This is a genomic window from Pseudomonas sp. Pc102, assembly GCF_018408275.1.
In the GTDB taxonomy this organism is placed as follows: domain Bacteria; phylum Pseudomonadota; class Gammaproteobacteria; order Pseudomonadales; family Pseudomonadaceae; genus Metapseudomonas; species Metapseudomonas tohonis.
Map to the genome: position 1 here is coordinate 6661184 of NZ_AP021905.1, position 21348 is coordinate 6682531.

A 21348-nucleotide genomic window follows, 5' to 3' on the forward strand; every position below is an offset into this window, starting at 1 on the left:
AGAGGCATGCGGCTCAAATTCGAGCCATTTGAAAAAATCCCACCGGCAGGCGGCGCATCACAACCTATGCGCCTCAGTGTTGGCTATGCTCCTGAGCGAACCTTTAACGTGGTGCACAGGATGCGCACATCTTCTCGCCAGACGCCCCAAGCGATGCATGGAAAACCTGCATTGAAGCTTCGCTACCGTCTGCTCGCCATCGCCTTGCTAGGCGGAGCGTTGACAGCCTTCTGGATGCAACCGGACTTGCTCGTCGTGGCGGCCATGTTAGTGCTTGCTGGAGTAATTCAGCACCACGCCGACTTGCGCCATTTCAGGCGCATGGCCGAATTGCGGCATGGAGAATCCATTTGCCAGTTCGCCCGCTCATTTCCACGCCGTGAAGTCGACACCTCTGTAGTCCGAGCAGTTTACGAAGAACTGCACGCCTACTTGGGCGGCACAGTGCCCATACGAGTGGGTGATCATCTGGACAGAGACCTGCGCGTGGACAGTGAAGATTTGGACCTTGATCTGATAGAGGCCATGGCTGCGCGCTGTGGCCGCACCCTAGAAGACTGCGAGCTCAACCCATGGTTCGGCAAGGTCGATCATGTACAGGACTTGGTGCGTTTCCTCGAGCACCAGCCCAGCTTGCCGGCTCTTGCGAGAACGCAATGATGTCTCTCGGGAGACTGGAGCAGCAGTGCCATGAGTTTTCCGCCCCGGAGAGCCAGGCCCCGGAAGGGGTCAGGAAGACCTGAGTTTTCTCAAGGCTTCTTGACCCGCTCCCCATCGATGCATACCTGGACTGCATCAGCCGGGAATCACTCCACAGTGACGGACTTCGCCAGGTTGCGCGGCTGGTCGACGTCGGTGCCCTTGAGCACGGCGACGTAGTAGGACAGCAGCTGCAGCGGCAGGGTGTAGAGGATCGGTGCCAGGGTATCGAGGATGTGCGGCATGGCCACCACGTGGGTGCCCTCGCCGTTGTCGATGCCGGCTTCACGGTCGGCGAAGACGATCAGCTGGCCGCCACGGGCGCGGACTTCCTGGAGGTTGGACTTGAGCTTCTCCACCAGCTCGTTGTTCGGCGCGACGGTGACCACCGGCATGTCGCTGTCCACCAGGGCCAGGGGGCCGTGCTTGAGCTCACCGGCCGGGTAGGCCTCGGCGTGGATGTAGGAGATCTCCTTGAGCTTGAGTGCGCCTTCCATCGCCACCGGGTACTGGGCGCCGCGGCCGAGGAACAGGGTGTGGTGCTTCTCGGCGAACAGTTCGGCGACCTTTTCCACGGTCTTGTCCATGGCCAGGGCCTCGCCCAGGTGGGTCGGCAGGCGACGCAGGGCTTCCACCAGCTCCGCCTCGCGGTCCTTGTCCAGGCTGCCACGCACCTGGCCGAGGCTCAGGGTGAGCAGCAGCAGGGACACCAGCTGGGTGGTGAAGGCCTTGGTGGAGGCGACACCGATCTCCGGGCCGGCCAGGGTCAGCAGGGTGAGGTCGGACTCGCGCACCAGGGAGCTGGTGCCGACGTTGCAGATGGCCAGGCTGGCGAGGTAGCCCAGCGCGTTGGCATTGCGCAGGGCGGCCAGGGTGTCGGCGGTCTCGCCGGACTGGGAAATGGTCACGAACAGGGTGTCGGGCTGCACCACGACCTTGCGGTAGCGGAACTCGCTGGCCACTTCGACCTGGCAGGGGATGCCGGCGAGGTCTTCGAGCCAGTAACGGGCGACCATGCCGGCGTGGTAGCTGGTGCCGCAGGCGACGATCTGCACGTTGCGCACCTTGGCGAACAGTTCGGCGGCTTGCGGGCCGAAGGCCTGGACCAGCACATGGTCGGTGCCCAGGCGGCCTTCGAGGGTGCGTTGCACGACCTTGGGCTGCTCGTGGATTTCCTTGAGCATGAAGTGGCGATACTCGCCCTTGTCGGCGGCCTCGGCGCCTTCGTGGTACTGCACGGCCTCGCGTTGCACCGCGTTGCCTTGCTGGTCCCAGACCTGGACGCTGTCGCGGCGGATCTCGGCGATATCGCCCTCCTCCAGGTACATGAAGCGGTCGGTCACCTGGCGCAGGGCCAACTGGTCGGAGGCGAGGAAGTTCTCACCCAGGCCCAGGCCAATGACCAGCGGGCTGCCGCTGCGGGCGGCGAGCAGGCGGTCGGGCTGGGCGCGGTTGATCACCGCCAGGCCGTAGGCGCCGTGCAACTGCGGGACGACGGCCTTGAGGGCGACGGCCAGGTCGCCGGTCTCCCTGAGGGTGTGGTGCAGCAGGTGGACGATGACTTCGGTGTCGGTGTCGGAGGTGAATGCGTAGCCGAGGCCCTTGAGGCGCGCACGCAGGGCTTCGTGGTTCTCGATGATGCCGTTGTGCACCAGGGCCAGGTCGCCGGAGAAGTGCGGGTGGGCGTTGTGCTCGGTGGGTGCGCCGTGGGTGGCCCAGCGGGTGTGGGCGATGCCGAGGCGGCCGGCCAGGGGCTGCTCGACCAGGGCCTGCTCCAGCTCGCTGACCTTGCCCACGCGGCGGCGGCGCTGCAGGCCACCGTCGTTGTCCAGCACGGCGACGCCTGCGCTGTCGTAGCCGCGGTACTCGAGTCGCTTGAGGCCTTCCACGAGGATGGCGGTGATGTTCCGTTCAGCCACTGCGCCGACGATGCCACACATGATGTTCTCTCCTCAGTTATCCACAGGCGCGCAGACCAGGGTGATGCCCCGCGCCTCTATCTGTTGCCGAGCGTCCTGGGGCAGGCGCTCGTCGGTGATCAGGGTATGGACGCTGCTCCAGGGCAGCTCCAGGTTGGGGATGCGCCGGCCGACCTTGTCCGCCTCGACCATGACGATCACCTCGCGGGCCACCTCGGCCATGACCCGGGACAGTCCCAGCAGCTCGTTGAAGGTGGTGGTGCCGCGCTGCAGGTCGATGCCGTCGGCACCGATGAACAGCTGGTCGAAGTCGTAGGAGCGCAGCACCTGCTCGGCAACCTGGCCCTGGAAGGACTCTGAATGCGGGTCCCAGGTGCCGCCGGTCATCAGCAGCACCGGTTCCTGTTCCAGGTCACGCAGGGCCGTGGCGACGTTCAGTGAGTTGGTCATCACCACCAGGCCGGGGCGATGGCCCAGCTCGGGAATCAGCGCGGCGGTGGTGCTGCCGCTGTCGACGATGATCCGTGCATGTTCTCGGATGCGGGCGGCAGCGGCGCGGGCGATGGCCTGCTTGTACCGGGACACCGGCTGGCTGGCCTCGACCATGAATTCCTGGGGCACGGGAACGGCGCCGCCGTAGCGACGCAGGAGCAGGCCGTTGGCTTCCAGGGCGGCGAGGTCCTTGCGAATGGTGACTTCCGAGGTGGCGAAACCCTTGGCGAGCGCATCGACGCTGACTTCGCCCTGTTCGGCGAGCAGGGCGAGGATGGCGTGGCGGCGCTGGGGTGTGTTGCGCTTCGACATCTCGTAAGTTTCGATTCGAAAGAAAAAGTGTGCGAATCAAAACTCATGACTTAGGCCGAGTCAACCCCGGAAACGACAGAAGGCGATCAAGGTCGCCTTCTGTGGGGCCTATGGTTATCCACAGGCGGGGTTATCCACAGCTCACTTCTTCTTCACAGGCCGCTTCCAGCCTTCGATGTTGCGCTGCTTCGCGCGACCCACGGCCAGGGCGTGGGCGGGGACGTCCTGGGTGATGACGGAGCCGGCACCGGTGGTGGAGCCGTCGCCCAGGCTGACCGGGGCGACCAGGGCGCTGTTGGAGCCGATGAAGACATCCTCGCCCATGACGGTGCGGGATTTGTTGGCGCCGTCGTAGTTGCAGGTGATGGTGCCGGCGCCGATGTTGGTGCGCGCGCCGATCTCGGCGTCGCCCAGGTAGCTGAGGTGGCCGGCCTTGGCGCCCTCGCCCATCACGGCATTCTTCAGCTCTACGAAGTTGCCCACATGGGCCTTGGCGCCCAACACCGCCCCCGGGCGCAGGCGGGCGAACGGGCCGCAGTCGGCGCCTTCGCCCAGCTCGGCGCCATCCAGGTGGCTGTTGGCCTTGACGATGGCGCCGCGGCGCAGGGTGCTGTTCTTGATCACGCAGTTGGGGCCGATCTGGACGTCGTCCTCGATCACCACGCGGCCCTCGAGGATCACGTTCACGTCGATCAGCACGTCGCGGCCGACGCTCGCTTCACCCCGCAGGTCGAAGCGCGCAGGGTCCAGCAGGGTCACGCCCTGGGCCATCAGGCGGCGGGCGGCACGCTTCTGGTAGTGCCGCTCAAGGTCGGAAAGCTGCATGCGGTCGTTGGCGCCCTGCACTTCCATGGCGTCCAGGGGCTGCTCGGTGGCCACCACTAGGCCGTCGGCGACCGCCATGGCGATGACGTCGGTGAGGTAGTACTCGCCCTGGGCGTTGTCGTTGGAGAGGCGCCCCAGCCAGTCGGCCAGGCGCTTGCCGGGCACGGCGAGGATGCCGGTGTTGCCTTCGCGGATGGCGCGCTGCTCGGGGCTGGCGTCCTTGTGCTCGACGATGGCCTTCACCACGCCCTGCTCGTCCCGCACGATGCGACCGTAGCCGGTGGGGTCTTCCAGCTCGACGGTGAGCAGCGCCAGTTGCTCGGGGCCGACTTTCTGCAGCAGGCGCTCGAGGGTCTCCACTTCGATCAGCGGCACGTCGCCGTAGAGGATCAGCACGCGCTCGGCGCTGATCTGCGGCAGGGCCTGGGCCACGGCGTGGCCGGTTCCCAGCTGCTGTGCCTGGATCACGAAACCGAGGTCGTCGGCCGCCAGTCGCTCCTTGACCCTGTCGGCGCCGTGGCCGATCACCACGTGGATGCCCTGGGGCTGGAGCTTGCGGGCGCTGTCGATGACGTGGCCGAGCATCGGCTTGCCCGCGACGGGGTGGAGGACCTTGGGCAGGGCCGAGCGCATGCGGGTGCCCTGGCCGGCGGCGAGGATGACGATATCGAGCGACATGGAGGGTGGTTCCGAGCCTGTGGATAACCGGCTGAGCCGGAAAAGAAAAAGGGTAGCCAAGGCTACCCTTTTACTCGCTTGCGATGAAGAGCGCGGGATCAGCCGCCGAACTTCTTGCGGATCTGCTGGACGGTGCGCAGTTGGGCAGCAGCCTCGGCCAGACGAGCAGCAGCAGCGGAGTAATCGAACTCCGCGCCCTGCTCGTGCAGGGCCTTCTCAGCAGCCTTGAGGGACTCCTGAGCAGCCGCTTCGTCCAGGTCGCCAGCGCGCAGAACGGTGTCGGCCAGGACCTTCACCATGTTCGGCTGAACTTCGAGGAAACCACCGGAGATGTAGTACACCTCCTCCTCGCCACCCTGCTTCACCACGCGGATCGGACCTGGCTTGAGGTCGGTGATCAGCGGGGCGTGGCCCGGCGCGATACCCAGATCGCCGAGGTTGCCGTGCGCAATCACCATCTCCACCAGACCGGAGAAGATCTCCGCTTCGGCGCTGACGATATCGCAATGGACAGTAATAGCCATACGCTTGCCTCACGTAAGCGCCCGTTGCCGGGCGCCCAGGGGGTTACAGTTTCTTCGCTTTCTCGATGGCTTCTTCGATGCCGCCGACCATGTAGAACGCCTGCTCGGGCAGGTGATCGTAGTCGCCGTTGAGGATGCCTTTGAAGCCAGCGATGGTGTCCTTCAGGGAGACGTACTTGCCGGGCGAACCGGTGAATACTTCAGCCACGAAGAACGGCTGGGACAGGAAGCGCTGGATCTTACGAGCACGGGATACGAGCTGCTTGTCCGCTTCGGACAGTTCGTCCATACCCAGGATCGCGATGATGTCCTTCAGCTCCTTGTAGCGCTGCAGGACGTACTGGACGCCGCGAGCGGTGTCGTAGTGGTCCTGACCGATCACCAGCGGGTCGAGCTGGCGAGAGGTGGAGTCCAGCGGGTCAACGGCCGGGTAGATACCCAGGGACGCGATGTCACGGGACAGAACGACGGTGGCGTCCAGGTGGGCGAAGGTGGTCGCCGGGGACGGGTCGGTCAGGTCGTCCGCAGGAACGTATACGGCCTGGATCGAGGTGATCGAACCGGTCTTGGTGGAGGTGATGCGCTCTTGCAGAACGCCCATTTCCTCGGCCAGGGTCGGCTGGTAACCCACAGCAGACGGCATACGACCCAGCAGCGCGGATACTTCGGTACCGGCCAGGGTGTAGCGGTAGATGTTGTCCACGAACAGCAGAACGTCACGGCCTTCGTCACGGAACTTCTCGGCCATGGTCAGGCCGGTCAGTGCAACGCGCAGACGGTTGCCCGGCGGCTCGTTCATCTGGCCGTATACCAGGGCCACCTTGTCCAGAACGTTGGAGTCCTTCATCTCGTGGTAGAAGTCGTTACCCTCACGAGTACGCTCACCCACACCGGCGAACACGGAATAACCGCTGTGCTCGATGGCGATGTTACGGATCAGTTCCATCATGTTCACGGTCTTGCCGACACCGGCGCCACCGAACAGGCCGACCTTGCCGCCCTTGGCGAAAGGGCAGACCAGGTCGATTACCTTGATGCCGGTTTCCAGCAGCTCGTTGGAGCCAGCTTGCTCGGCGTAGGACGGCGCGGGGCGGTGGATTTCCCACTGCTCTTCTTCGCCGATGGGGCCGGCTTCGTCGATCGGGTTGCCCAGCACGTCCATGATCCGGCCGAGGGTCGCTTTGCCCACCGGTACGGAGATGGCCTTGCCAGTGCTGCCGACGTCCAGGCCACGTTTCAGGCCTTCGGTCGAACCCATCGCAATGGTACGTACCACGCCGTCGCCCAGCTGCTGCTGAACTTCGAGGGTGGTTTCGGCGCCTTGAACTTTCAGCGCCTCGTAGACGTTCGGTACCTGGTCACGCGGGAATTCCACGTCGATGACGGCGCCGATGATTTGAACGATACGTCCGCTACTCATCATTTGGTCCTCTGAATATTTGAACCGTTCTTAAACCGCGGCAGCGCCGCCGACGATTTCCGAGATCTCTTGGGTGATCGCAGCCTGACGGGCCTTGTTGTAGACCAGCTGAAGTTCGCTGATCAGGTCACCGGCGTTGTCAGTGGCGTTCTTCATCGCGATCATCCGCGCCGCTTGTTCGGCTGCGTTGTTCTCGACGACCGCCTGGTACACCTGCGACTCCACGTAGCGCACCATCAGGCCGTCCAGCAGCTCTTTGGCGTCGGGTTCGTAGAGATAGTCCCAGTGGTGCTTGAGATCCTGGTCGGCATCTGCCACCAGCGGAACCAGCTGCTCCACGGTGGGCTTCTGGGTCATGGTGTTGATGAACTTGTTGGATACCACCGAGAGACGGTCGATACGACCTTCCAGGTAGGCATCCAGCATCACCTTGACGCTGCCGATCAGGTCGTTGATCGAAGGCTCTTCGCCGAGTTGGCTGATGGCTGCGACGACGTTGCCGCCGAAGTTGCGGAAGAATGCCGCACCTTTGCTGCCGATCACGCAGAGATCGATCTCCACGCCCTTCTCGCGGTTCGCCGACATGTCCTTGACCAGGGCCTTGAACAGGTTGGTGTTCAAGCCACCGCACAGACCACGGTCACTGCTCACCACGACATAACCGATGCGCTTGATTTCACGCTCGATCATGAACGGATGGCGGTACTCCGGGTTGGCGTTGGCCAGATGACCAATCACCTGACGGATACGCTCCGCATAGGGACGGCTGGCAGCCATGCGCATTTGAGCCCTGCGCATCTTGCTGACGGCCACCTTTTCCATGGCGCTGGTGATCTTTTGCGTGCTTTTGATGCTCGCAATCTTGCTGCGAATCTCTTTTGCGCCTGCCATTTGACACCTATCGGGTTAGCAGGCGGGCGTCTTGCGACGCCCGCTGCGGCTTACCAGGTTTGGGTGGCTTTGAACTTCTCGATGCCGGCTTTCAGGCCTGCGTCGATTTCGTCGTTGAAGTCACCCTTCTCGTTGATCTTCGCCAGCAGAGCGGCGTGATCCCGGTTGAAGTAGGCAATCAGGGCCTGCTCGAAGGCGCCGACTTTGGCGACTTCGATGTCCTGCAGGAAGCCACGTTCGGCCGCGTAAAGGCTCAGCGACATGTCGGCGATCGACATGGGCGCGTACTGCTTCTGCTTCATCAGCTCGGTAACGCGTTGACCGTGTTCCAGCTGCTTGCGGGTCGCTTCGTCCAGGTCAGAGGCGAACTGGGCGAAAGCCGCCAGCTCACGGTACTGGGCCAGGGCGGTACGGATGCCACCGGACAGCTTCTTGATGATCTTGGTCTGGGCTGCGCCACCGACGCGGGATACCGAGATACCGGCGTTGACGGCCGGACGGATACCCGAGTTGAACATGGCGGATTCCAGGAAGATCTGACCGTCGGTAATGGAGATCACGTTGGTCGGAACGAACGCGGAAACGTCACCGGCCTGGGTTTCGATGATCGGCAGAGCGGTCAGGGAACCGGTCTTGCCAGTCACGGCGCCATTGGTGAACTTCTCGACGTACTCTTCGGAAACGCGGGAAGCGCGCTCCAGCAGACGGCTGTGGAGATAGAACACGTCGCCCGGGTAGGCTTCGCGGCCCGGCGGGCGGCGCAGCAGCAGGGAGATCTGGCGGTAGGCAACGGCTTGCTTGGACAGATCGTCATAAACGATCAGCGCGTCTTCGCCGCGGTCGCGGAAGTACTCGCCCATGGTGCAGCCGGCGTACGGTGCGATGAACTGCAGCGCAGCGGATTCGGAAGCCGAGGCAGCCACCACGATGGTGTTGGCCAGGGCGCCGTTCTCTTCCAGCTTGCGAACCACGTTGGCGATGGTCGATTGCTTCTGACCGATGGCAACGTAGACGCAGCGGATGCCGCTGTTCTTCTGGTTGATGATGGCGTCGACCGCGAGGGCGGTCTTGCCGATCTGACGGTCACCGATGATCAGCTCGCGCTGGCCACGGCCTACCGGGATCATGGCGTCGACGGACTTGTAGCCGGTCTGTACCGGCTGGTCGACCGACTTACGCCAGATCACGCCCGGCGCGACCTTCTCGACAGCGTCGGTGGCGACGTTGTTCAGAGGGCCTTTGCCATCGATCGGGTTGCCCAGGGCATCGACCACGCGGCCCAGCAGTTCCGGACCGACCGGTACTTCCAGGATGCGACCGGTGCACTTGGCGCTCATGCCTTCGGCGAGGGTCAGGTAGCTGCCGAGGACCACGGCACCCACGGAGTCTTGTTCCAGGTTCAGCGCCATACCATAGACGCCACCGGGGAACTCGATCATCTCGCCGTACATAGCGTCGGCCAGACCATGGATACGCACGATACCGTCGGACACGCTGACGATGGTGCCTTCGTTACGGGCTTGGGAGGACACGTCGAGTTTCTCGATGCGCCCCTTGATGATTTCACTAATTTCGGAAGGATTGAGTTGCTGCATTGCTCTGCTGCCCCTTCAAACTCAAGATTTCAACGCTTCGGCCAGTTTCGCGAGCTTGCCGCGAACCGAGCCATCGATAACCAGGTCGCCGGCGCGGATGACGACACCGCCTATAAGGCTGGCATCCTCCGCGGCGTGCAGACGCACTTCCCGGCTGAGCCGTGCGCTGAGAACCTTGGCGAGTTTGTCTTGCTGTTCAGTGTTCAATGCGAAGGCACTGGTGACTTCCACATCGATCGACTTCTCCTGCTCGGCCTTGTACAGCTCGAACAGGTTGGCGATCTCCGGCAGCAGCACGAGGCGGCTGTTCTCGGACAGGATGTGGACGAAATTACTCGCCGGTGCATCGAACTTGTCACCAACCACCTCGACAAAGGTGTTGGCTTTTTCTTCGCTCGTCAGACGCGGGGCTTTGAGCACTTGCTGCATGGTGGTGTCCTGGGACACCGCAGCGGCCAGGCCTAGCATGGCCGACCAGGCGGCCAGCTGCTGATGGGCCTGGGCGTACTCGAAAGCAGCCTTGGCGTAAGGTCGGGCCAGCGTGGTCAGTTCTGCCATGATCGCCCTCGCTTAGATTTCGGCGGCCAGTTTGTTAACCAGCTCCGCGTGCGCGTTTTGATCGATAGTGGCACCCAGGATCTTCTCGGCACCGCCGACGGCCAGGCTACCCAGTTGGGCGCGCAGCGCGTCTTTGACGCTGTTCAGTTCCTGCTCGATCTCGGCCTGAGCCTGCGACTTCAGTCGCTCGCCTTCCACACGGGCCTGATCGCGAGCTTCGTCGACGATCTGGGTACCGCGTTTCTTGGCCTGCTCAATGATTTCAGCTGCCTGGGCCTTGGCTTCGCGCAGTTGCTGGGCCACTTTTTCGTGGGCCAGCTCCAGGTCACGAGCCGCGCGATTGGCAGCGTCCAGGCCGTCGGCGATCTTCTTCTGACGGTCGCGCAGTGCCGTGATGACCGGAGGCCACACGAACTTCATGCAGAACAGTACGAAGATGAAGAACGCGACGGACTGGCCGATCAGGGTTGCATTAATGTTCACGCCAACACCTCGCTCGTTCGTTGTCAGTCCAATCCTCTGCGAAGAGGATTATTGGGCTACCTGAGCAATGAACGGATTAGCGAAGGTGAAGAACAGAGCGATACCAACGCCGATCATGGTCACGGCGTCCAGCAGGCCGGCGACGATGAACATCTTGACCTGCAGCATCGGGACCATTTCCGGCTGGCGAGCAGCGCCTTCCAGGAACTTGCCACCCAGCAGACCGAAGCCGATAGCGGTACCCAGGGCACCCAGGCCAATCAGCAGAGCAACGGCGATCGCAGTGAGACCTACTACAGTTTCCATTTTTCCTCCCGACTTTATGTCGTGTTGGTTAAGGTTTAAGTGAAGCGGTAAAACGAAATCGACTAGTTTCCAGCTGCCCTTTCGGGCTTCCCGCGTCGACCGACACGGGACCATCTCGAACCTCGCACCCTCATCCGCCCTTAGGGCACCTTCTCCCGTGGGAGAAGGACATCAGGTGCGAGCTGCGTTCTTAATGGTTGTCTTCGTGCGCCATCGACAGGTAGACGATGGTCAGCATCATGAAGATGAAGGCCTGCAGGGTGATGATCAGGATGTGGAACACGGCCCACGCCCACTGCAGTGCGATACCCAGGCCGCTCAGCAGGATCATGCCGGCGCCGAACATCACGGCGATCAGGATGAACACCAGCTCGCCGGCGTACATGTTGCCGAACAGACGCAGGGCCAGGGAGATCGGCTTGGCCACCAGGGTCACGAACTCGAGCAGGAAGTTCACCGGGATCAGCAGGATCTGAACGAAGATGTTCTTGCTGCCGAAGGGGTGCAGGGTCAGCTCGCCGATGAAGCCGCCGATGCCCTTGACCTTGATGCTGTAGAAGATGATCAGCGCGAAGACCGACAGGGCCATGCCCAGGGTGGCGTTCGGGTCGGTGGTCGGTACGGCACGGAAGAACAGGTGCTCGTTGCCGCTGATCTTGGCAGCCAGGACCGGAATCCAGTCCACCGGCACCAGGTCGATGGCGTTCATCAGGAAGATCCAGACGAAGATGGTCAGCGCCAGCGGGGCGATCAGCGGGTTACGGCCGTGGAAGGTGTCCTTCACGCTGCCGTCGACGAAGTCGACCATGACTTCGACCAGGTTCTGCAGGCCGCCGGGGATGCCGGAGGTGGCCTTCTTGGCAGCCAGGCGGAAGAGGATCACGAACAGCAGGCCGACGGCGATGGACCAGCCCAGGGTGTCCACGTGGAAAGCCCAGAAGCCCATTTCCTTGGCTTGCTCGGCAGTGTGGGCGAAGCCCCATTCGCCGGACGGCAGTTTACCGAAAGTCAGGTTTTGCAGGTGGTGCTGGATATAGCCCGAAGCGGTTTGCTCTGCCATGTTTGCCTCAAACGCCCTAAGGTTTCGAAAATCTTGTTCTCATCAGCAGGGGAGCGAACCAGCTGACCGCCTGGGTCAGCAGGAAGACACCGAATACCGCCGGTTCATCCAGGGGTTTCACGCCTGCGAACGTCAGTGCGAACAGCACCGCCGTCAGAATCATCTTGCCCATCTCGCCGGCATAGAAAGACCGGACTATCGCCTGAGCCGCCCGCGCCCCGCTGAAACGGAACGCCTTGTGGGCGAAGTACATGTTCGGCACCCAGGCGACCAGGCCACCGCACAGACCAGAATATCCCGCTACGCCATCGCGCCACTGCCAGAGAACGACAGCGGCTAGCAGCAACACGACCAGTTGGGCCAGCAGTACCGGGAATACCGGAAGGCGATGGAAGGGCAGGCGGTTTTGCGTGCGTATGTCCATCGCAGCGGGTCCTCTGAGTCGGCGCCTCGAATCAATAACTTGGCATAGTTTGTGCCGACAAAATTGCGCGCAGAGTATAGGGGCGGAATACCCCCTGTTCAACTGCCGGGTAGTGAATTCCGACCGCGCGCTACATGGCCAAATGTTTCAACGGATGTGGGCCAGAACGCCCTGCAACTCATCGAGGGAGTTGTAGCGGATGACCAGTTGGCCCTTGCCCTTCTGGCCGTGCTTGATCTGCACCGGAGCGCCCAACCGCTCAGCGAGGCGCTGTTCGAGGCGACTGATGTCCGGATCGGCCTTGACCGGTTCGACAGCTTTGTCCTTGCTGCTCAGCCACTGGCGTACCAGTGCCTCGGTTTGGCGCACGGTCAGGCCTCGTGCGACAACATGTCGCGCCCCTTCGACCTGCTGTTCGGCCGGCAATCCGAGCAATGCACGGGCATGGCCCATTTCCAGATCGCCATGGGAAAGCAGGGTCTTGATCTCCTCGGGGAGGGCGATCAGGCGCAGCAGGTTGGTGATGGTCACGCGCGATTTGCCGACCGCCTCGGCGACCTGCTGCTGGGTCAGCTGGAACTCCTGCTGCAGTCGCTGCAGGGCGACGGCTTCCTCGATCGGGTTGAGGTCCTCGCGCTGGATGTTCTCGATCAGCGCCATGGCGATGGCGGCTTCGTCCGGCACCTCGCGTACCAGGGCGGGGATGCGTTCCAGGCCGGCCTGGTGGCTGGCACGCCAGCGACGTTCACCGGCGATGATCTCGAAGCGCCCGCCGTCGATGGGGCGCACCACGATGGGTTGCATGACGCCCTGGGCGCGAATGGACTGGGCCAGTTCCTCGAGGGCGGTGGGGTCCATGTCACGACGGGGTTGGTACTTGCCACGCTGGATCAGTTCCAGGGGGAGGTTCTGCAGCTCGCGAGTGTCGGCCTTGGCGGCCTCCTCCTGCAGGACGGTGGGGGTAGTGCCGCCCAGCAGGGCGTCCAGGCCGCGGCCCAGACCTCTTTTTTTCGCTGCCATGCGGTTTCCTTATGCGGTAGCGGTTTTGGCGTTCGCACGCTGGCGGCGAACCAGCTCGCCGGCCAGCGCCAGGTAGGCGATGGCGCCACGGGATTGCTTGTCGTAGACCAGCGCCGGCATGCCGAAGCTGGGGGCCTCGGCGAGGCGGACGTTACGAGGGATGACGGCGTCGTACAGCTTGTCGCCGAAATGCTCCTTGAGCTGGGCGGTGACATCGTTGGTAAGGCTGATGCGCGGGTCGTACATGGTGCGCAGCAGGCCTTCGATCTTCAGGCTCGGGTTGAGCAGCTGGCCGATGCGCTGGATGCTGTTGACCAGATCCGACAACCCTTCGAGCGCGTAGTACTCGCACTGCATGGGGATGATCACGCCGTCGGCGGCGACCAGGGCGTTGATGGTCAGCATGTTCAGCGACGGCGGGCAGTCGATGAGGATGTAGTCGTAGTTCTCGCGGATCGGCGCCAGCGCATAGCGCAGCCGGCTCTCCTTCATCTTCATTTCCAGCAGGGCGACTTCGGCGGCGGTCAGGTCGCGGTTCGCCGGCAATAGCTGGTAGCCGCCGTGCTCGGAGAACTGCATGGCCTCGGCCAGGTCGCACTCGCCGATCAGCACGTCGTAGATCGAGTTCTCCAGGGCGTGCTTGTCGATGCCGCTGCCCATGGTCGCGTTGCCCTGGGGGTCGAGGTCGATCAGCAGCACGCGGCGCTTGGTCGCGACCAGCGAGGCGGCCAGGTTGATGCAGGTGGTGGTCTTGCCCACTCCACCTTTCTGGTTGGCGATCGCGAATACCTTGGCCATGGCTGCCTTTCCCCCTTATTCCGTGCGGCGCAGTATCAGCAGATGGCGCTGGCCTTGGCAACCGGGAACCGCCAGGGCGTGCTCGGCTTCAAGGCGGAAGTCTTCCGGCAGTGCGACCAGCTCGTCGCTGGGGTGCACGCCCTTCATCGCCAGCCAGCGGGTGTCGCCATCGCCCAGGTGACGGGTCCAGTTGGCGAAGTCCTCCAGCGAGCTGAAGGCGCGGGAAATGATGCCGGCGAAGGGGCGCTCGGGCTGAACGGCCTCGACCCGACTGTGGATAACTTCGAGGTTGGCCAGCTTGAGTTCCAGCTTCACCTGGGTGAGGAAGCGGGTCTTCTTGCCGTTGGAGTCGAGCAGGGTGAAGCGCCGATCAGGGAACAGGATGGCCAGCGGAATGCCCGGCATGCCGCCACCGCTGCCGACGTCCAGCCAGTGGTCGCCCAGCGCGGCCACATGGGGCACGACGCTGAGGCTGTCGAGCAGGTGGCGCGAGACCATCTCGTCCGGGTCGCGCACCGCGGTGAGGTTGTAGGCCTTGTTCCACTTGATCAGCAGCGCCAGGTAGGCCAGCAGCAGTTCCTGCTGGTTGGCGGAAAGTTCGACTGCGAGTTGCTGCGCACCACGGGACAGTTCGTCGGCGTGGCGAGAGGTGACCTGCGACATCAGGCGCTCTGCTCCAGTTGGCGACCGGCGCCGCGCTTCTTCAGGTGGATCATCAGCAGCGAGATGGCCGCCGGGGTGACTCCGGGGATGCGCGAAGCCTGGCCCAGCGTTTCCGGACGGCTGAGGCCGAGCTTGTGCTGGATCTCCTTGGACAGGCCGGAGATGGTCGCGTAGTCGAGGTCAGCCGGCAGCCGGGTGTCCTCGCTGGCGCGCAGGCGGGCGATCTCATCCTGCTGGCGGTCGATGTAGCCGGCGTACTTGGTCTTGATCTCGACCTGCTCGGCAACCTGCGGGTCCTGCGCACCCTGGCCGGTCACTTCCACCAGGCCGGCGTAGTCGATCTCCGGGCGGCTCAGCAGGTTGAGCAGGTTGTACTCATGGGTCAGCGGCGTGCCGAAGCGCGCGGCGATGGCATCGCCCTGGGGCGTGCCCGGACGTACCCAGGTGCTCTTCAGGCGTTGCTCTTCGAGGGCGATGCCCTCGCGCTTCGCCTCGAACGCGCTCCAGCGGCGGTCATCGACCAGGCCGAGCTCGCGGCCCTTCTCGGTGAGGCGCAGGTCCGCGTTGTCTTCGCGCAGGATCAGCCGGTACTCGGCGCGCGAAGTGAACATGCGGTAGGGCTCCTGGGTGCCCAGGGTGATCAGGTCGTCGACCAGTACGCCGATGTAGGCCTCGTCGCGACGAGGGCACCAGGCTTCCTTGCCCTGGGCGCGCAGCGCGGCGTTGGCGCCGGCGAGCAGGCCCTGGGCGCCGGCTTCTTCATAGCCGGTGGTGCCGTTGATCTGACCCGCGAAGAACAGGCCGCCGATGACCTTGGTCTCCAGGCTGTACTTGAGGTCGCGAGGGTCGAAGTAGTCGTACTCAATGGCGTACCCGGGACGCACGATGTGGGCGTTCTCCATGCCACGGATGGAGCGGACGATGTCCAGCTGAACGTCGAACGGCAGCGAGGTGGAGATACCGTTCGGGTACAGCTCGTGGGTGGTCAGGCCCTCGGGCTCCAGGAACACCTGGTGGCTGTCCTTGTCGGCGAAGCGATGGATCTTGTCCTCGATCGACGGGCAGTAGCGCGGACCGACGCCTTCAATCACTCCGGAGTACATCGGCGAGCGATCCAGGTTGCTGGCGATGATCTCGTGGGTGCGTGCGTTGGTGTGGGTGATCCAGCAACTGACCTGGCGCGGGTGCTGCTCCTTGTTGCCGAGGAAGGACATCACCGGGATCGGCGTGTCGCCGGGCTGCTCGGTCATGACCGAGAAGTCCACCGAACGGCCATCGATGCGCGGCGGCGTGCCGGTCTTCAGGCGTCCGACGCGCAGGGGCAGCTCGCGAAGGCGTTTGGCCAGGGCGATGGACGGCGGATCGCCGGCACGACCGCCTGAGTAATTCTGCAGGCCGATGTGGATAAGTCCGCCGAGGAATGTTCCTGTGGTCAACACCACGGATTCCGCGTGGAAGCGCAGGCCCATCTGGGTGACGACGCCTTTCACCTGATCGTTTTCCACAATCAGGTCGTCGCATGCCTGCTGGAATATCCACAGGTTCGGCTGGTTCTCGAGGATCTCGCGGATAGCGGCCTTGTACAGAACGCGGTCGGCCTGTGCACGGGTGGCACGTACCGCCGGTCCCTTGCGGCTGTTCAATACGCGGAACTGGATACCGCCGAGGTCGGTGGCGACGGCCATGGCACCGCCGAGCGCATCGATCTCCTTGACCAGATGACTCTTGCCGATGCCCCCGATGGCGGGGTTGCAGCTCATCTGGCCGAGTGTCTCGACGTTGTGCGTCAGCAGCAGGGTCTTGACCCCCATGCGCGCGGCCGCCAGGGCAGCCTCGGTGCCGGCATGGCCGCCGCCGATAACGATCACGTCAAAACGGGAAGGGAAATCCACCACGCACCTCGTGCCTGTTCTGTAGATGGGTAATCAGGGAAGGCGGCAAGTATAGGGACTTCCCCTCGGTGAATGAAGCCTTCTGCACAAAAAATAGCCAACCACTCGGAGGAGTCCCTCTCTTCATCTATCCGATCGCTTTCGTTTCCCAGGCTTCGAGCCAATAGAAAATAAGAGAGAAAGAATTCTTATAGAGCTTGTTCATTGTTTATATGAATGGTGTGGACGAATTTTGTGGATAACTACCTCAAGCCCAATATCCAAGAGCTCTGCAGACAATGATAAGCCTGTGCTGAAGCTGACCGTTTCCTCCGGGTAAGCCGTGGAGGTCCTGTGGATGAAACGATGACTTACCCACAGGCCTGTTATACCTCCTGTTATCCTCAAGCTTATGGACTGGGTTCAGGCGTGGTTATGCACAGGGTTTGTTTCGCCATGTATAAATCCATGCGCCATAAAAAAGCCACCCGGAGGTGGCTGTGCCTGGAGCAGCTGCGGGCTATTTGCCGATGCAGAAGCTTGAGAAGATCCGCCCGAGCAGATCGTCCGAGCTGAAGGCTCCGGTGATTTCTCCAAGGGCCTGCTGCGCATGGCGCAGATCCTCCGCCAGCAGTTCACCGGCACCGGCTGCCGTGAGCTGGTTGCGCCCGTGTTCCAGGTGGGCGCTGGCCTGGCGCAGTGCTTCCAGGTGGCGCCGACGTGCACTGAAGCTGCTTTCCGCAGTCTGTTCGTAGCCCATGCAGGCCTTGAGGTGCTCGCGCAGCAGTTCCAGGCCGTCGCCTGAGCGGGCCGAGAGGCTCAGGGTCACGTGGCCGTCGGCACTGCTTTGCAGGTCGATGGTGTCGCCGGAGAGGTCCGCCTTGTTGCGGATGAGGGTCACCTTGGCCGGATCCGGTCGGCTGTCGAGGAATTCGGGCCACAGCGCGAACGGATCGGCGCTCTCGGCGGATGTGGCATCGACCACCAGCAGCACGCGATCCGCTTCCGCGATCGCCCTGAGGGCCCGCTCCACGCCGATCTTTTCCACATGGTCGTCGGTGTCACGAAGGCCGGCGGTGTCCACCACATGCAGTGGCATGCCATCGATGTGGATATGTTCGCGCAATACGTCCCGGGTGGTACCGGCGATGTCGGTGACGATGGCCGCCTCGCGCCCGGCGAGTGCGTTGAGCAGGCTGGACTTGCCGGCGTTCGGCCGCCCGGCGATGACCACGGTCATGCCTTCGCGCAGCAATGCGCCCTGCCCGGCCTCGCGCAGGACTGTGGATAAATTTTCGCGCACACCGTCGAGCAGCCCGAGTACATGGCCGTCGGCGAGGAAATCGATTTCCTCCTCCGGGAAGTCGATAGCGGCTTCCACGTAGATGCGCAGCTGGATCAGCTTCTCGGTCAGGGCATGGACCCGCCGGGAGAACTCGCCCTGCAGCGAGCGCAGCGCGTTGCGGGCGGCCTGTTCGGAGCTGGCCTCGATCAGGTCGGCGATGGCTTCGGCCTGGGCCAGGTCGAGCTTGTCGTTGAGGAAGGCGCGCTCGCTGAACTCACCCGGGCGTGCCTGGCGGGCGCCAAGTTCCAGGCAGCGGCGCAGCAGCAGGTCGAGTACCACCGGGCCGCCATGGCCCTGAAGCTCGAGCACGTCTTCTCCGGTGAAAGAGTTGGGCCCGGGGAAGTAGAGCGCCAGCCCTTCGTCCAGGGTCGCGCCGCTGGCATCGTGGAAGGGGCCGTAGTGGGCATAGCGGGGCTTGAGCGGGCGTCCGGCCACGGCCTGGGCGATGTGCGCTGCCTGCGGGCCCGAGACCCGGACGATACCGACGCCGCCACGACCCTGGGCGGTGGCGACGGCGGCGATGGTTTCACGGGGGGCGTTCATGGCGTGAACCTCGATCTGCGTGGGGCGGATAGCAAGACGCCCCACAGAGGGGGCGTCTTTTCAAGCGTTGGCGAAGGTGGGCGGTCAGGCCGCCGCCTTGCTCGCAGCTTCGATCCGGCGGGTAATGTACCACTGCTGGGCGATGGACAAGCAGTTGTTGACCACCCAGTACACCACCAGGCCGGCGGGGAACCAGAGGAAGAAGAAGGTGAAGATGATCGGCATCAGCTTCAGCACCTTGGCCTGCATGGGGTCCGGCGGCGTCGGGTTCAGCTGCTGCTGGATGAACATGGTGGCGCCCATGATGATCGGCAGGATGAAGAACGGGTCCTTGATCGACAGGTCGGTGATCCAGAACATCCACGGTGCCTGGCGCATCTCGACGCTTTCCAGGAGTACCCAGTAGAGGGCGAGGAACACCGGCATCTGCACGAGGATCGGCAGGCAGCCGCCGAGCGGGTTGATCTTCTCCTTCTTGTACAGCTCCATCATCGCCTGGGACATCTTCTGGCGATCGTCACCGAACTGCTCCTTCAGGGCCTGCAGCTTGGGCGACACGGCGCGCATGCGGGCCATGGACTTGTAGCTGGCGGCCGAGAGCGGGAAGAAGGCGAGCTTGATCAGTACGGTGAGGACGATGATCGACCAGCCCCAGTTGCCGAGGATGCTGTGGATATGTTGCAGCAGCCAGAAGATCGGCTGGGCGATGAACCACAGGAAACCGTAGTCGACGGTCAGTTCCAGACCCGGGGAAAGCTCCTTCAGGTGGTTCTGCACCTTCGGGCCTGCATACAGGGTGGCCGACGCTTCGCCCTGGGCCCCGGCGGGGACGCTCAGGCTGGAACCGACGAAGCCGACGATGTAGTTGCCTTTCGGATCCTTGCGGGTCTGGATGACGTTGGTCTGGCCCTTGTCGGCGACCCAGGCGGTGACGAAGTAGTGCTGCAGCCAGGCGACCCAGCCACCGCTCACGCTTTCCTTGAACCAGGCGTCGGGGTTGCCCTCGCGGCGCTTCTCGTCCTGCTTGTCGATGTCCTTGATGGAGATCTTCTTGTAGGGCTCGCTAGGGGTCCAGACGGCGGCGCCGAGGTAGGTCGATACGCCGGTGGCGGTGCTGGAGGACGGGTCGGCGCTGCCGTCGCGCTTGAGCTGCGCGTACATGCTGCCGTTCCAGGCCTGGGCGCTCTGGTTGTCGATGCGGTAGGCGACCTGGAGGTCGTACTTGCCGCGGGTCAGGGTGAAGCGCTTGATGTAGTTGACGCCGTTTTCGCTGAAGGTCAGTTCGACCACCAGCTGATCCTGGCCGTCAGCCAGCTTGTATTGGCGCTGGGCGGCGCTGTAGAGCGGGCGACCGCTGCTGCGGGCGTCGGGGCCGTTGGCGCCGATCAGGCCGCTCTGGGCCTGGTACAGGCGCTCGTTGCCGTTGTCGAACAGCTGGAACGGAACGTCCGGGCGATCCTGGCGGCGCGGGAACTTCGGCAGGGTCAGCTGGACGATGTCGCCGCCGTTGGGGTCGATGGCCAGGTTGAGCACGTCGGTTTCGACGCGGATCAGCTCGTTGCTCGGCGACACCTGGGCAGCGGCAGGTGCGCTGTGCTCGGTGTTGTCGGCGGTCGGGACGTCGTCATTGGCTGCTTGCTGTGCCGGCGTTGCGGTGTCAGGCAGCGTCGCGGTATTGGCGGCGGGTGCGCTGGCGGTCGGCAGGGCGGCCTGGCCGTAGTCCTGGTTCCACTGGAGAACCATCAGGTAGGACACGATTGCCAGGGCGACGATCAGGATCGAGCGTTGAATATCCATGATTACTCGGCCATCGAAGGGGATTGGGAGGTTTTTACGGGAGGAACCGGGTCGTAGCCACCGGGATTCCAGGGGTGGCAGCGGCCGAGCCGACGCGCGGCCAGCCAGCCACCGCGCAGGAGACCATGGTTCTCGATGGCCTCAAGCGCGTAGCAGGAACAGCTGGGATAGAAGCGACAGTGGCTGGCCATCAGCGGGCTGATGGCATAGCGGTAGAACTGGATCGGAACGAGGGCCAGTTTACGCATGGGGACTGTCGGCCACCCCTGATTCGGTCGTGGATTCAGGGCGAGGCCGGCTGCGGGCGAGGCGTTTCCAGAGCTTGCCGAACTGATGACTCAGCTCTTCGTTCTCCAGATCGCCCAGGCCTTTTTTCGCCACGATCACGATGTCCCAGCCAGCCAGCAACTCGAGGTTGTGACGGAAGGACTCTCTGATCTGGCGTTTGAGGCGATTGCGTTCGACTGAAAGCTTGACGCTCTTCTTGCCGATCACCAAACCGAGGCGGGGATGATCCAGAGCGTTGTCGCGCGCGAGCAGCAGGACGTTCTTGCCGGGAACCTTGCCGGTAGGGGAGTCGAAGACTGCCTTGAATTGCCGGGGAACCAGCAGACGCTTTTCCCGGCCGAAGCCTCGACTCACCACCTGTTCCGGGTGAATCAGACGGTCAGGCGCTTGCGGCCCTTGGCGCGACGACGCGACAGGACTGCACGGCCGTTCTTGGTAGCCATGCGGGCACGGAAACCGTGTACACGAGCGCGCTTGATGGTGCTGGGTTGGAAAGTGCGTTTCATGATGCTTTACCTGGTTGATCACAACGGGCCGGAAGTGGCCCCCGTTTAAAGAGACCGGGGATTCTAGAGAAACAGCGCGGGCAGGTCAATTTCCAACCAACTCTTCCGATCAAAATATGTAAGAAAGAAAAGAGTACTTAAGAAAGACTCGTTTTGTTTATAACTCTTAGACAGGTCCAGGCCTGTGGAAAAGCCGGGCAAAGCCTAGTGAGCCATGACCTTGACCAAAGGATAAGGCTGTCCGGAAGCGGTGATCGACCTGTGCGTCGGCTGGGCACAACCTGGGGATGAATGCCCGAGTTGCCCACAGGCAGGTTATACACCGGGTCCA

Annotated in this window: 22 protein-coding genes; 1 reads left to right on the top strand and 21 read right to left on the bottom strand. The window is 63.3% G+C overall.

From position 1 onward, the window contains the following. The first annotated feature begins 6 nt into the window (after positions 1-6). Positions 7-660 carry a hypothetical protein gene (locus tag PHLH3_RS30120; RefSeq protein WP_213627379.1) on the top strand — a complete coding sequence of 218 codons (654 nt, stop codon included), beginning with the start codon at positions 7-9 and terminating at the stop codon, positions 658-660. Between the two features lie 146 nt (positions 661-806). On the opposite strand, the gene glmS is transcribed toward PHLH3_RS30120, so the two are convergent. The 21 genes from glmS to rpmH form a co-directional block, all read right to left on the bottom strand. After that, a complete protein-coding gene (gene glmS / locus PHLH3_RS30125) occupies positions 807-2639 on the bottom strand; it encodes a glutamine--fructose-6-phosphate transaminase (isomerizing) (protein WP_213627380.1) in 1833 nt (610 codons plus the stop codon). Between the two features lie 12 nt (positions 2640-2651). After that, entirely contained in the window at positions 2652-3422 is a 771-nt protein-coding gene (locus PHLH3_RS30130) for a DeoR family transcriptional regulator (RefSeq protein WP_213627382.1), read from the bottom strand. 141 nt (positions 3423-3563) lie between these two features. Further along, positions 3564-4925, bottom strand: a complete 1362-nt coding sequence (gene glmU / locus PHLH3_RS30135; RefSeq protein WP_213627384.1) for a bifunctional UDP-N-acetylglucosamine diphosphorylase/glucosamine-1-phosphate N-acetyltransferase GlmU — start codon at positions 4923-4925, stop codon at positions 3564-3566. 98 nt (positions 4926-5023) lie between these two features. Continuing rightward, complete coding sequence (locus PHLH3_RS30140; protein ID WP_111259219.1) at positions 5024-5449, bottom strand: F0F1 ATP synthase subunit epsilon; 426 nt, start codon at positions 5447-5449, stop codon at positions 5024-5026. Positions 5450-5492: 43 nt separating this feature from the next. Beyond that, a complete protein-coding gene (atpD, locus tag PHLH3_RS30145; protein WP_111259220.1) occupies positions 5493-6869 on the bottom strand; it encodes a F0F1 ATP synthase subunit beta in 1377 nt (458 codons plus the stop codon). A 30-nt stretch (positions 6870-6899) separates the two neighbouring features. Next, positions 6900-7760: a F0F1 ATP synthase subunit gamma gene (atpG, locus tag PHLH3_RS30150; RefSeq protein ID WP_111259221.1), complete on the bottom strand. Its 861-nt coding sequence runs from the start codon at positions 7758-7760 to the stop codon at positions 6900-6902. 50 nt (positions 7761-7810) lie between these two features. After that, positions 7811-9355: a F0F1 ATP synthase subunit alpha gene (gene atpA / locus PHLH3_RS30155; protein ID WP_173174604.1), complete on the bottom strand. Its 1545-nt coding sequence runs from the start codon at positions 9353-9355 to the stop codon at positions 7811-7813. Between the two features lie 21 nt (positions 9356-9376). Beyond that, a complete protein-coding gene (locus PHLH3_RS30160; RefSeq protein WP_213627386.1) occupies positions 9377-9913 on the bottom strand; it encodes a F0F1 ATP synthase subunit delta in 537 nt (178 codons plus the stop codon). Positions 9914-9925: 12 nt separating this feature from the next. Beyond that, positions 9926-10396: a F0F1 ATP synthase subunit B gene (locus PHLH3_RS30165; RefSeq protein ID WP_111259224.1), complete on the bottom strand. Its 471-nt coding sequence runs from the start codon at positions 10394-10396 to the stop codon at positions 9926-9928. A 48-nt stretch (positions 10397-10444) separates the two neighbouring features. Next, on the bottom strand, positions 10445-10702 hold the full coding sequence (gene atpE, locus PHLH3_RS30170; protein WP_003457994.1) for a F0F1 ATP synthase subunit C: 258 nt from the start codon (positions 10700-10702) through the stop codon (positions 10445-10447). 190 nt (positions 10703-10892) lie between these two features. Next, entirely contained in the window at positions 10893-11762 is an 870-nt protein-coding gene (gene atpB, locus PHLH3_RS30175; RefSeq protein ID WP_111259225.1) for a F0F1 ATP synthase subunit A, read from the bottom strand. A 16-nt stretch (positions 11763-11778) separates the two neighbouring features. Then, positions 11779-12186, bottom strand: coding sequence for a F0F1 ATP synthase subunit I (locus tag PHLH3_RS30180; protein WP_213627388.1), 408 nt, complete (start codon positions 12184-12186; stop codon positions 11779-11781). 147 nt (positions 12187-12333) lie between these two features. Next, entirely contained in the window at positions 12334-13206 is an 873-nt protein-coding gene (locus PHLH3_RS30185) for a ParB/RepB/Spo0J family partition protein (RefSeq protein ID WP_213627389.1), read from the bottom strand. Between the two features lie 9 nt (positions 13207-13215). Next, positions 13216-14004, bottom strand: coding sequence for a ParA family protein (locus tag PHLH3_RS30190; protein ID WP_111259228.1), 789 nt, complete (start codon positions 14002-14004; stop codon positions 13216-13218). Positions 14005-14019: 15 nt separating this feature from the next. After that, on the bottom strand, positions 14020-14667 hold the full coding sequence (gene rsmG / locus PHLH3_RS30195) for a 16S rRNA (guanine(527)-N(7))-methyltransferase RsmG (RefSeq protein ID WP_213627390.1): 648 nt from the start codon (positions 14665-14667) through the stop codon (positions 14020-14022). Further along, on the bottom strand, positions 14667-16559 hold the full coding sequence (mnmG, locus tag PHLH3_RS30200) for a tRNA uridine-5-carboxymethylaminomethyl(34) synthesis enzyme MnmG (protein WP_213627391.1): 1893 nt from the start codon (positions 16557-16559) through the stop codon (positions 14667-14669). Before mnmG ends, rsmG begins: the two co-directional genes overlap by 1 nt. 499 nt (positions 16560-17058) lie before the next feature. Continuing rightward, positions 17059-18426: a tRNA uridine-5-carboxymethylaminomethyl(34) synthesis GTPase MnmE gene (mnmE, locus tag PHLH3_RS30205; protein ID WP_213627392.1), complete on the bottom strand. Its 1368-nt coding sequence runs from the start codon at positions 18424-18426 to the stop codon at positions 17059-17061. An 84-nt stretch (positions 18427-18510) separates the two neighbouring features. Continuing rightward, a complete protein-coding gene (gene yidC, locus PHLH3_RS30210; RefSeq protein WP_213627393.1) occupies positions 18511-20223 on the bottom strand; it encodes a membrane protein insertase YidC in 1713 nt (570 codons plus the stop codon). A 2-nt stretch (positions 20224-20225) separates the two neighbouring features. Then, positions 20226-20471, bottom strand: coding sequence for a membrane protein insertion efficiency factor YidD (gene yidD, locus PHLH3_RS30215; RefSeq protein WP_111259233.1), 246 nt, complete (start codon positions 20469-20471; stop codon positions 20226-20228). Continuing rightward, complete coding sequence (gene rnpA, locus PHLH3_RS30220; protein WP_111259234.1) at positions 20464-20868, bottom strand: ribonuclease P protein component; 405 nt, start codon at positions 20866-20868, stop codon at positions 20464-20466. Before rnpA ends, yidD begins: the two co-directional genes overlap by 8 nt. 14 nt (positions 20869-20882) lie before the next feature. Further along, a complete protein-coding gene (gene rpmH, locus PHLH3_RS30225; protein ID WP_021217136.1) occupies positions 20883-21017 on the bottom strand; it encodes a 50S ribosomal protein L34 in 135 nt (44 codons plus the stop codon). Between the last annotated feature and the right edge of the window lie 331 nt (positions 21018-21348).

What these genes read in the sequence shown, in the direction of transcription:
- PHLH3_RS30140 (WP_111259219.1), bottom strand. Translation starts at nt 5,449, where the DNA reads ATGGCTATTACTGTCCATTGCGATATCGTCAGCGCCGAAGCGGAGATC.
- rpmH (WP_021217136.1), bottom strand. Translation starts at nt 21,017, where the DNA reads ATGAAACGCACTTTCCAACCCAGCACCATCAAGCGCGCTCGTGTACAC.
- yidD (WP_111259233.1), bottom strand. Translation starts at nt 20,471, where the DNA reads ATGCGTAAACTGGCCCTCGTTCCGATCCAGTTCTACCGCTATGCCATC.
- PHLH3_RS30185 (WP_213627389.1), bottom strand. Translation starts at nt 13,206, where the DNA reads ATGGCAGCGAAAAAAAGAGGTCTGGGCCGCGGCCTGGACGCCCTGCTG.
- atpG (WP_111259221.1), bottom strand. Translation starts at nt 7,760, where the DNA reads ATGGCAGGCGCAAAAGAGATTCGCAGCAAGATTGCGAGCATCAAAAGC.
- glmU (WP_213627384.1), bottom strand. Translation starts at nt 4,925, where the DNA reads ATGTCGCTCGATATCGTCATCCTCGCCGCCGGCCAGGGCACCCGCATG.
- mnmE (WP_213627392.1), bottom strand. Translation starts at nt 18,426, where the DNA reads ATGAACGCCCCCCGTGAAACCATCGCCGCCGTCGCCACCGCCCAGGGT.
- PHLH3_RS30180 (WP_213627388.1), bottom strand. Translation starts at nt 12,186, where the DNA reads ATGGACATACGCACGCAAAACCGCCTGCCCTTCCATCGCCTTCCGGTA.
- PHLH3_RS30160 (WP_213627386.1), bottom strand. Translation starts at nt 9,913, where the DNA reads ATGGCAGAACTGACCACGCTGGCCCGACCTTACGCCAAGGCTGCTTTC.
- rsmG (WP_213627390.1), bottom strand. Translation starts at nt 14,667, where the DNA reads ATGTCGCAGGTCACCTCTCGCCACGCCGACGAACTGTCCCGTGGTGCG.
- atpB (WP_111259225.1), bottom strand. Translation starts at nt 11,762, where the DNA reads ATGGCAGAGCAAACCGCTTCGGGCTATATCCAGCACCACCTGCAAAAC.
- PHLH3_RS30120 (WP_213627379.1), top strand. Translation starts at nt 7, where the DNA reads ATGCGGCTCAAATTCGAGCCATTTGAAAAAATCCCACCGGCAGGCGGC.
- atpD (WP_111259220.1), bottom strand. Translation starts at nt 6,869, where the DNA reads ATGAGTAGCGGACGTATCGTTCAAATCATCGGCGCCGTCATCGACGTG.
- atpA (WP_173174604.1), bottom strand. Translation starts at nt 9,355, where the DNA reads ATGCAGCAACTCAATCCTTCCGAAATTAGTGAAATCATCAAGGGGCGC.
- PHLH3_RS30130 (WP_213627382.1), bottom strand. Translation starts at nt 3,422, where the DNA reads ATGTCGAAGCGCAACACACCCCAGCGCCGCCACGCCATCCTCGCCCTG.
- atpE (WP_003457994.1), bottom strand. Translation starts at nt 10,702, where the DNA reads ATGGAAACTGTAGTAGGTCTCACTGCGATCGCCGTTGCTCTGCTGATT.
- yidC (WP_213627393.1), bottom strand. Translation starts at nt 20,223, where the DNA reads ATGGATATTCAACGCTCGATCCTGATCGTCGCCCTGGCAATCGTGTCC.
- PHLH3_RS30190 (WP_111259228.1), bottom strand. Translation starts at nt 14,004, where the DNA reads ATGGCCAAGGTATTCGCGATCGCCAACCAGAAAGGTGGAGTGGGCAAG.
- glmS (WP_213627380.1), bottom strand. Translation starts at nt 2,639, where the DNA reads ATGTGTGGCATCGTCGGCGCAGTGGCTGAACGGAACATCACCGCCATC.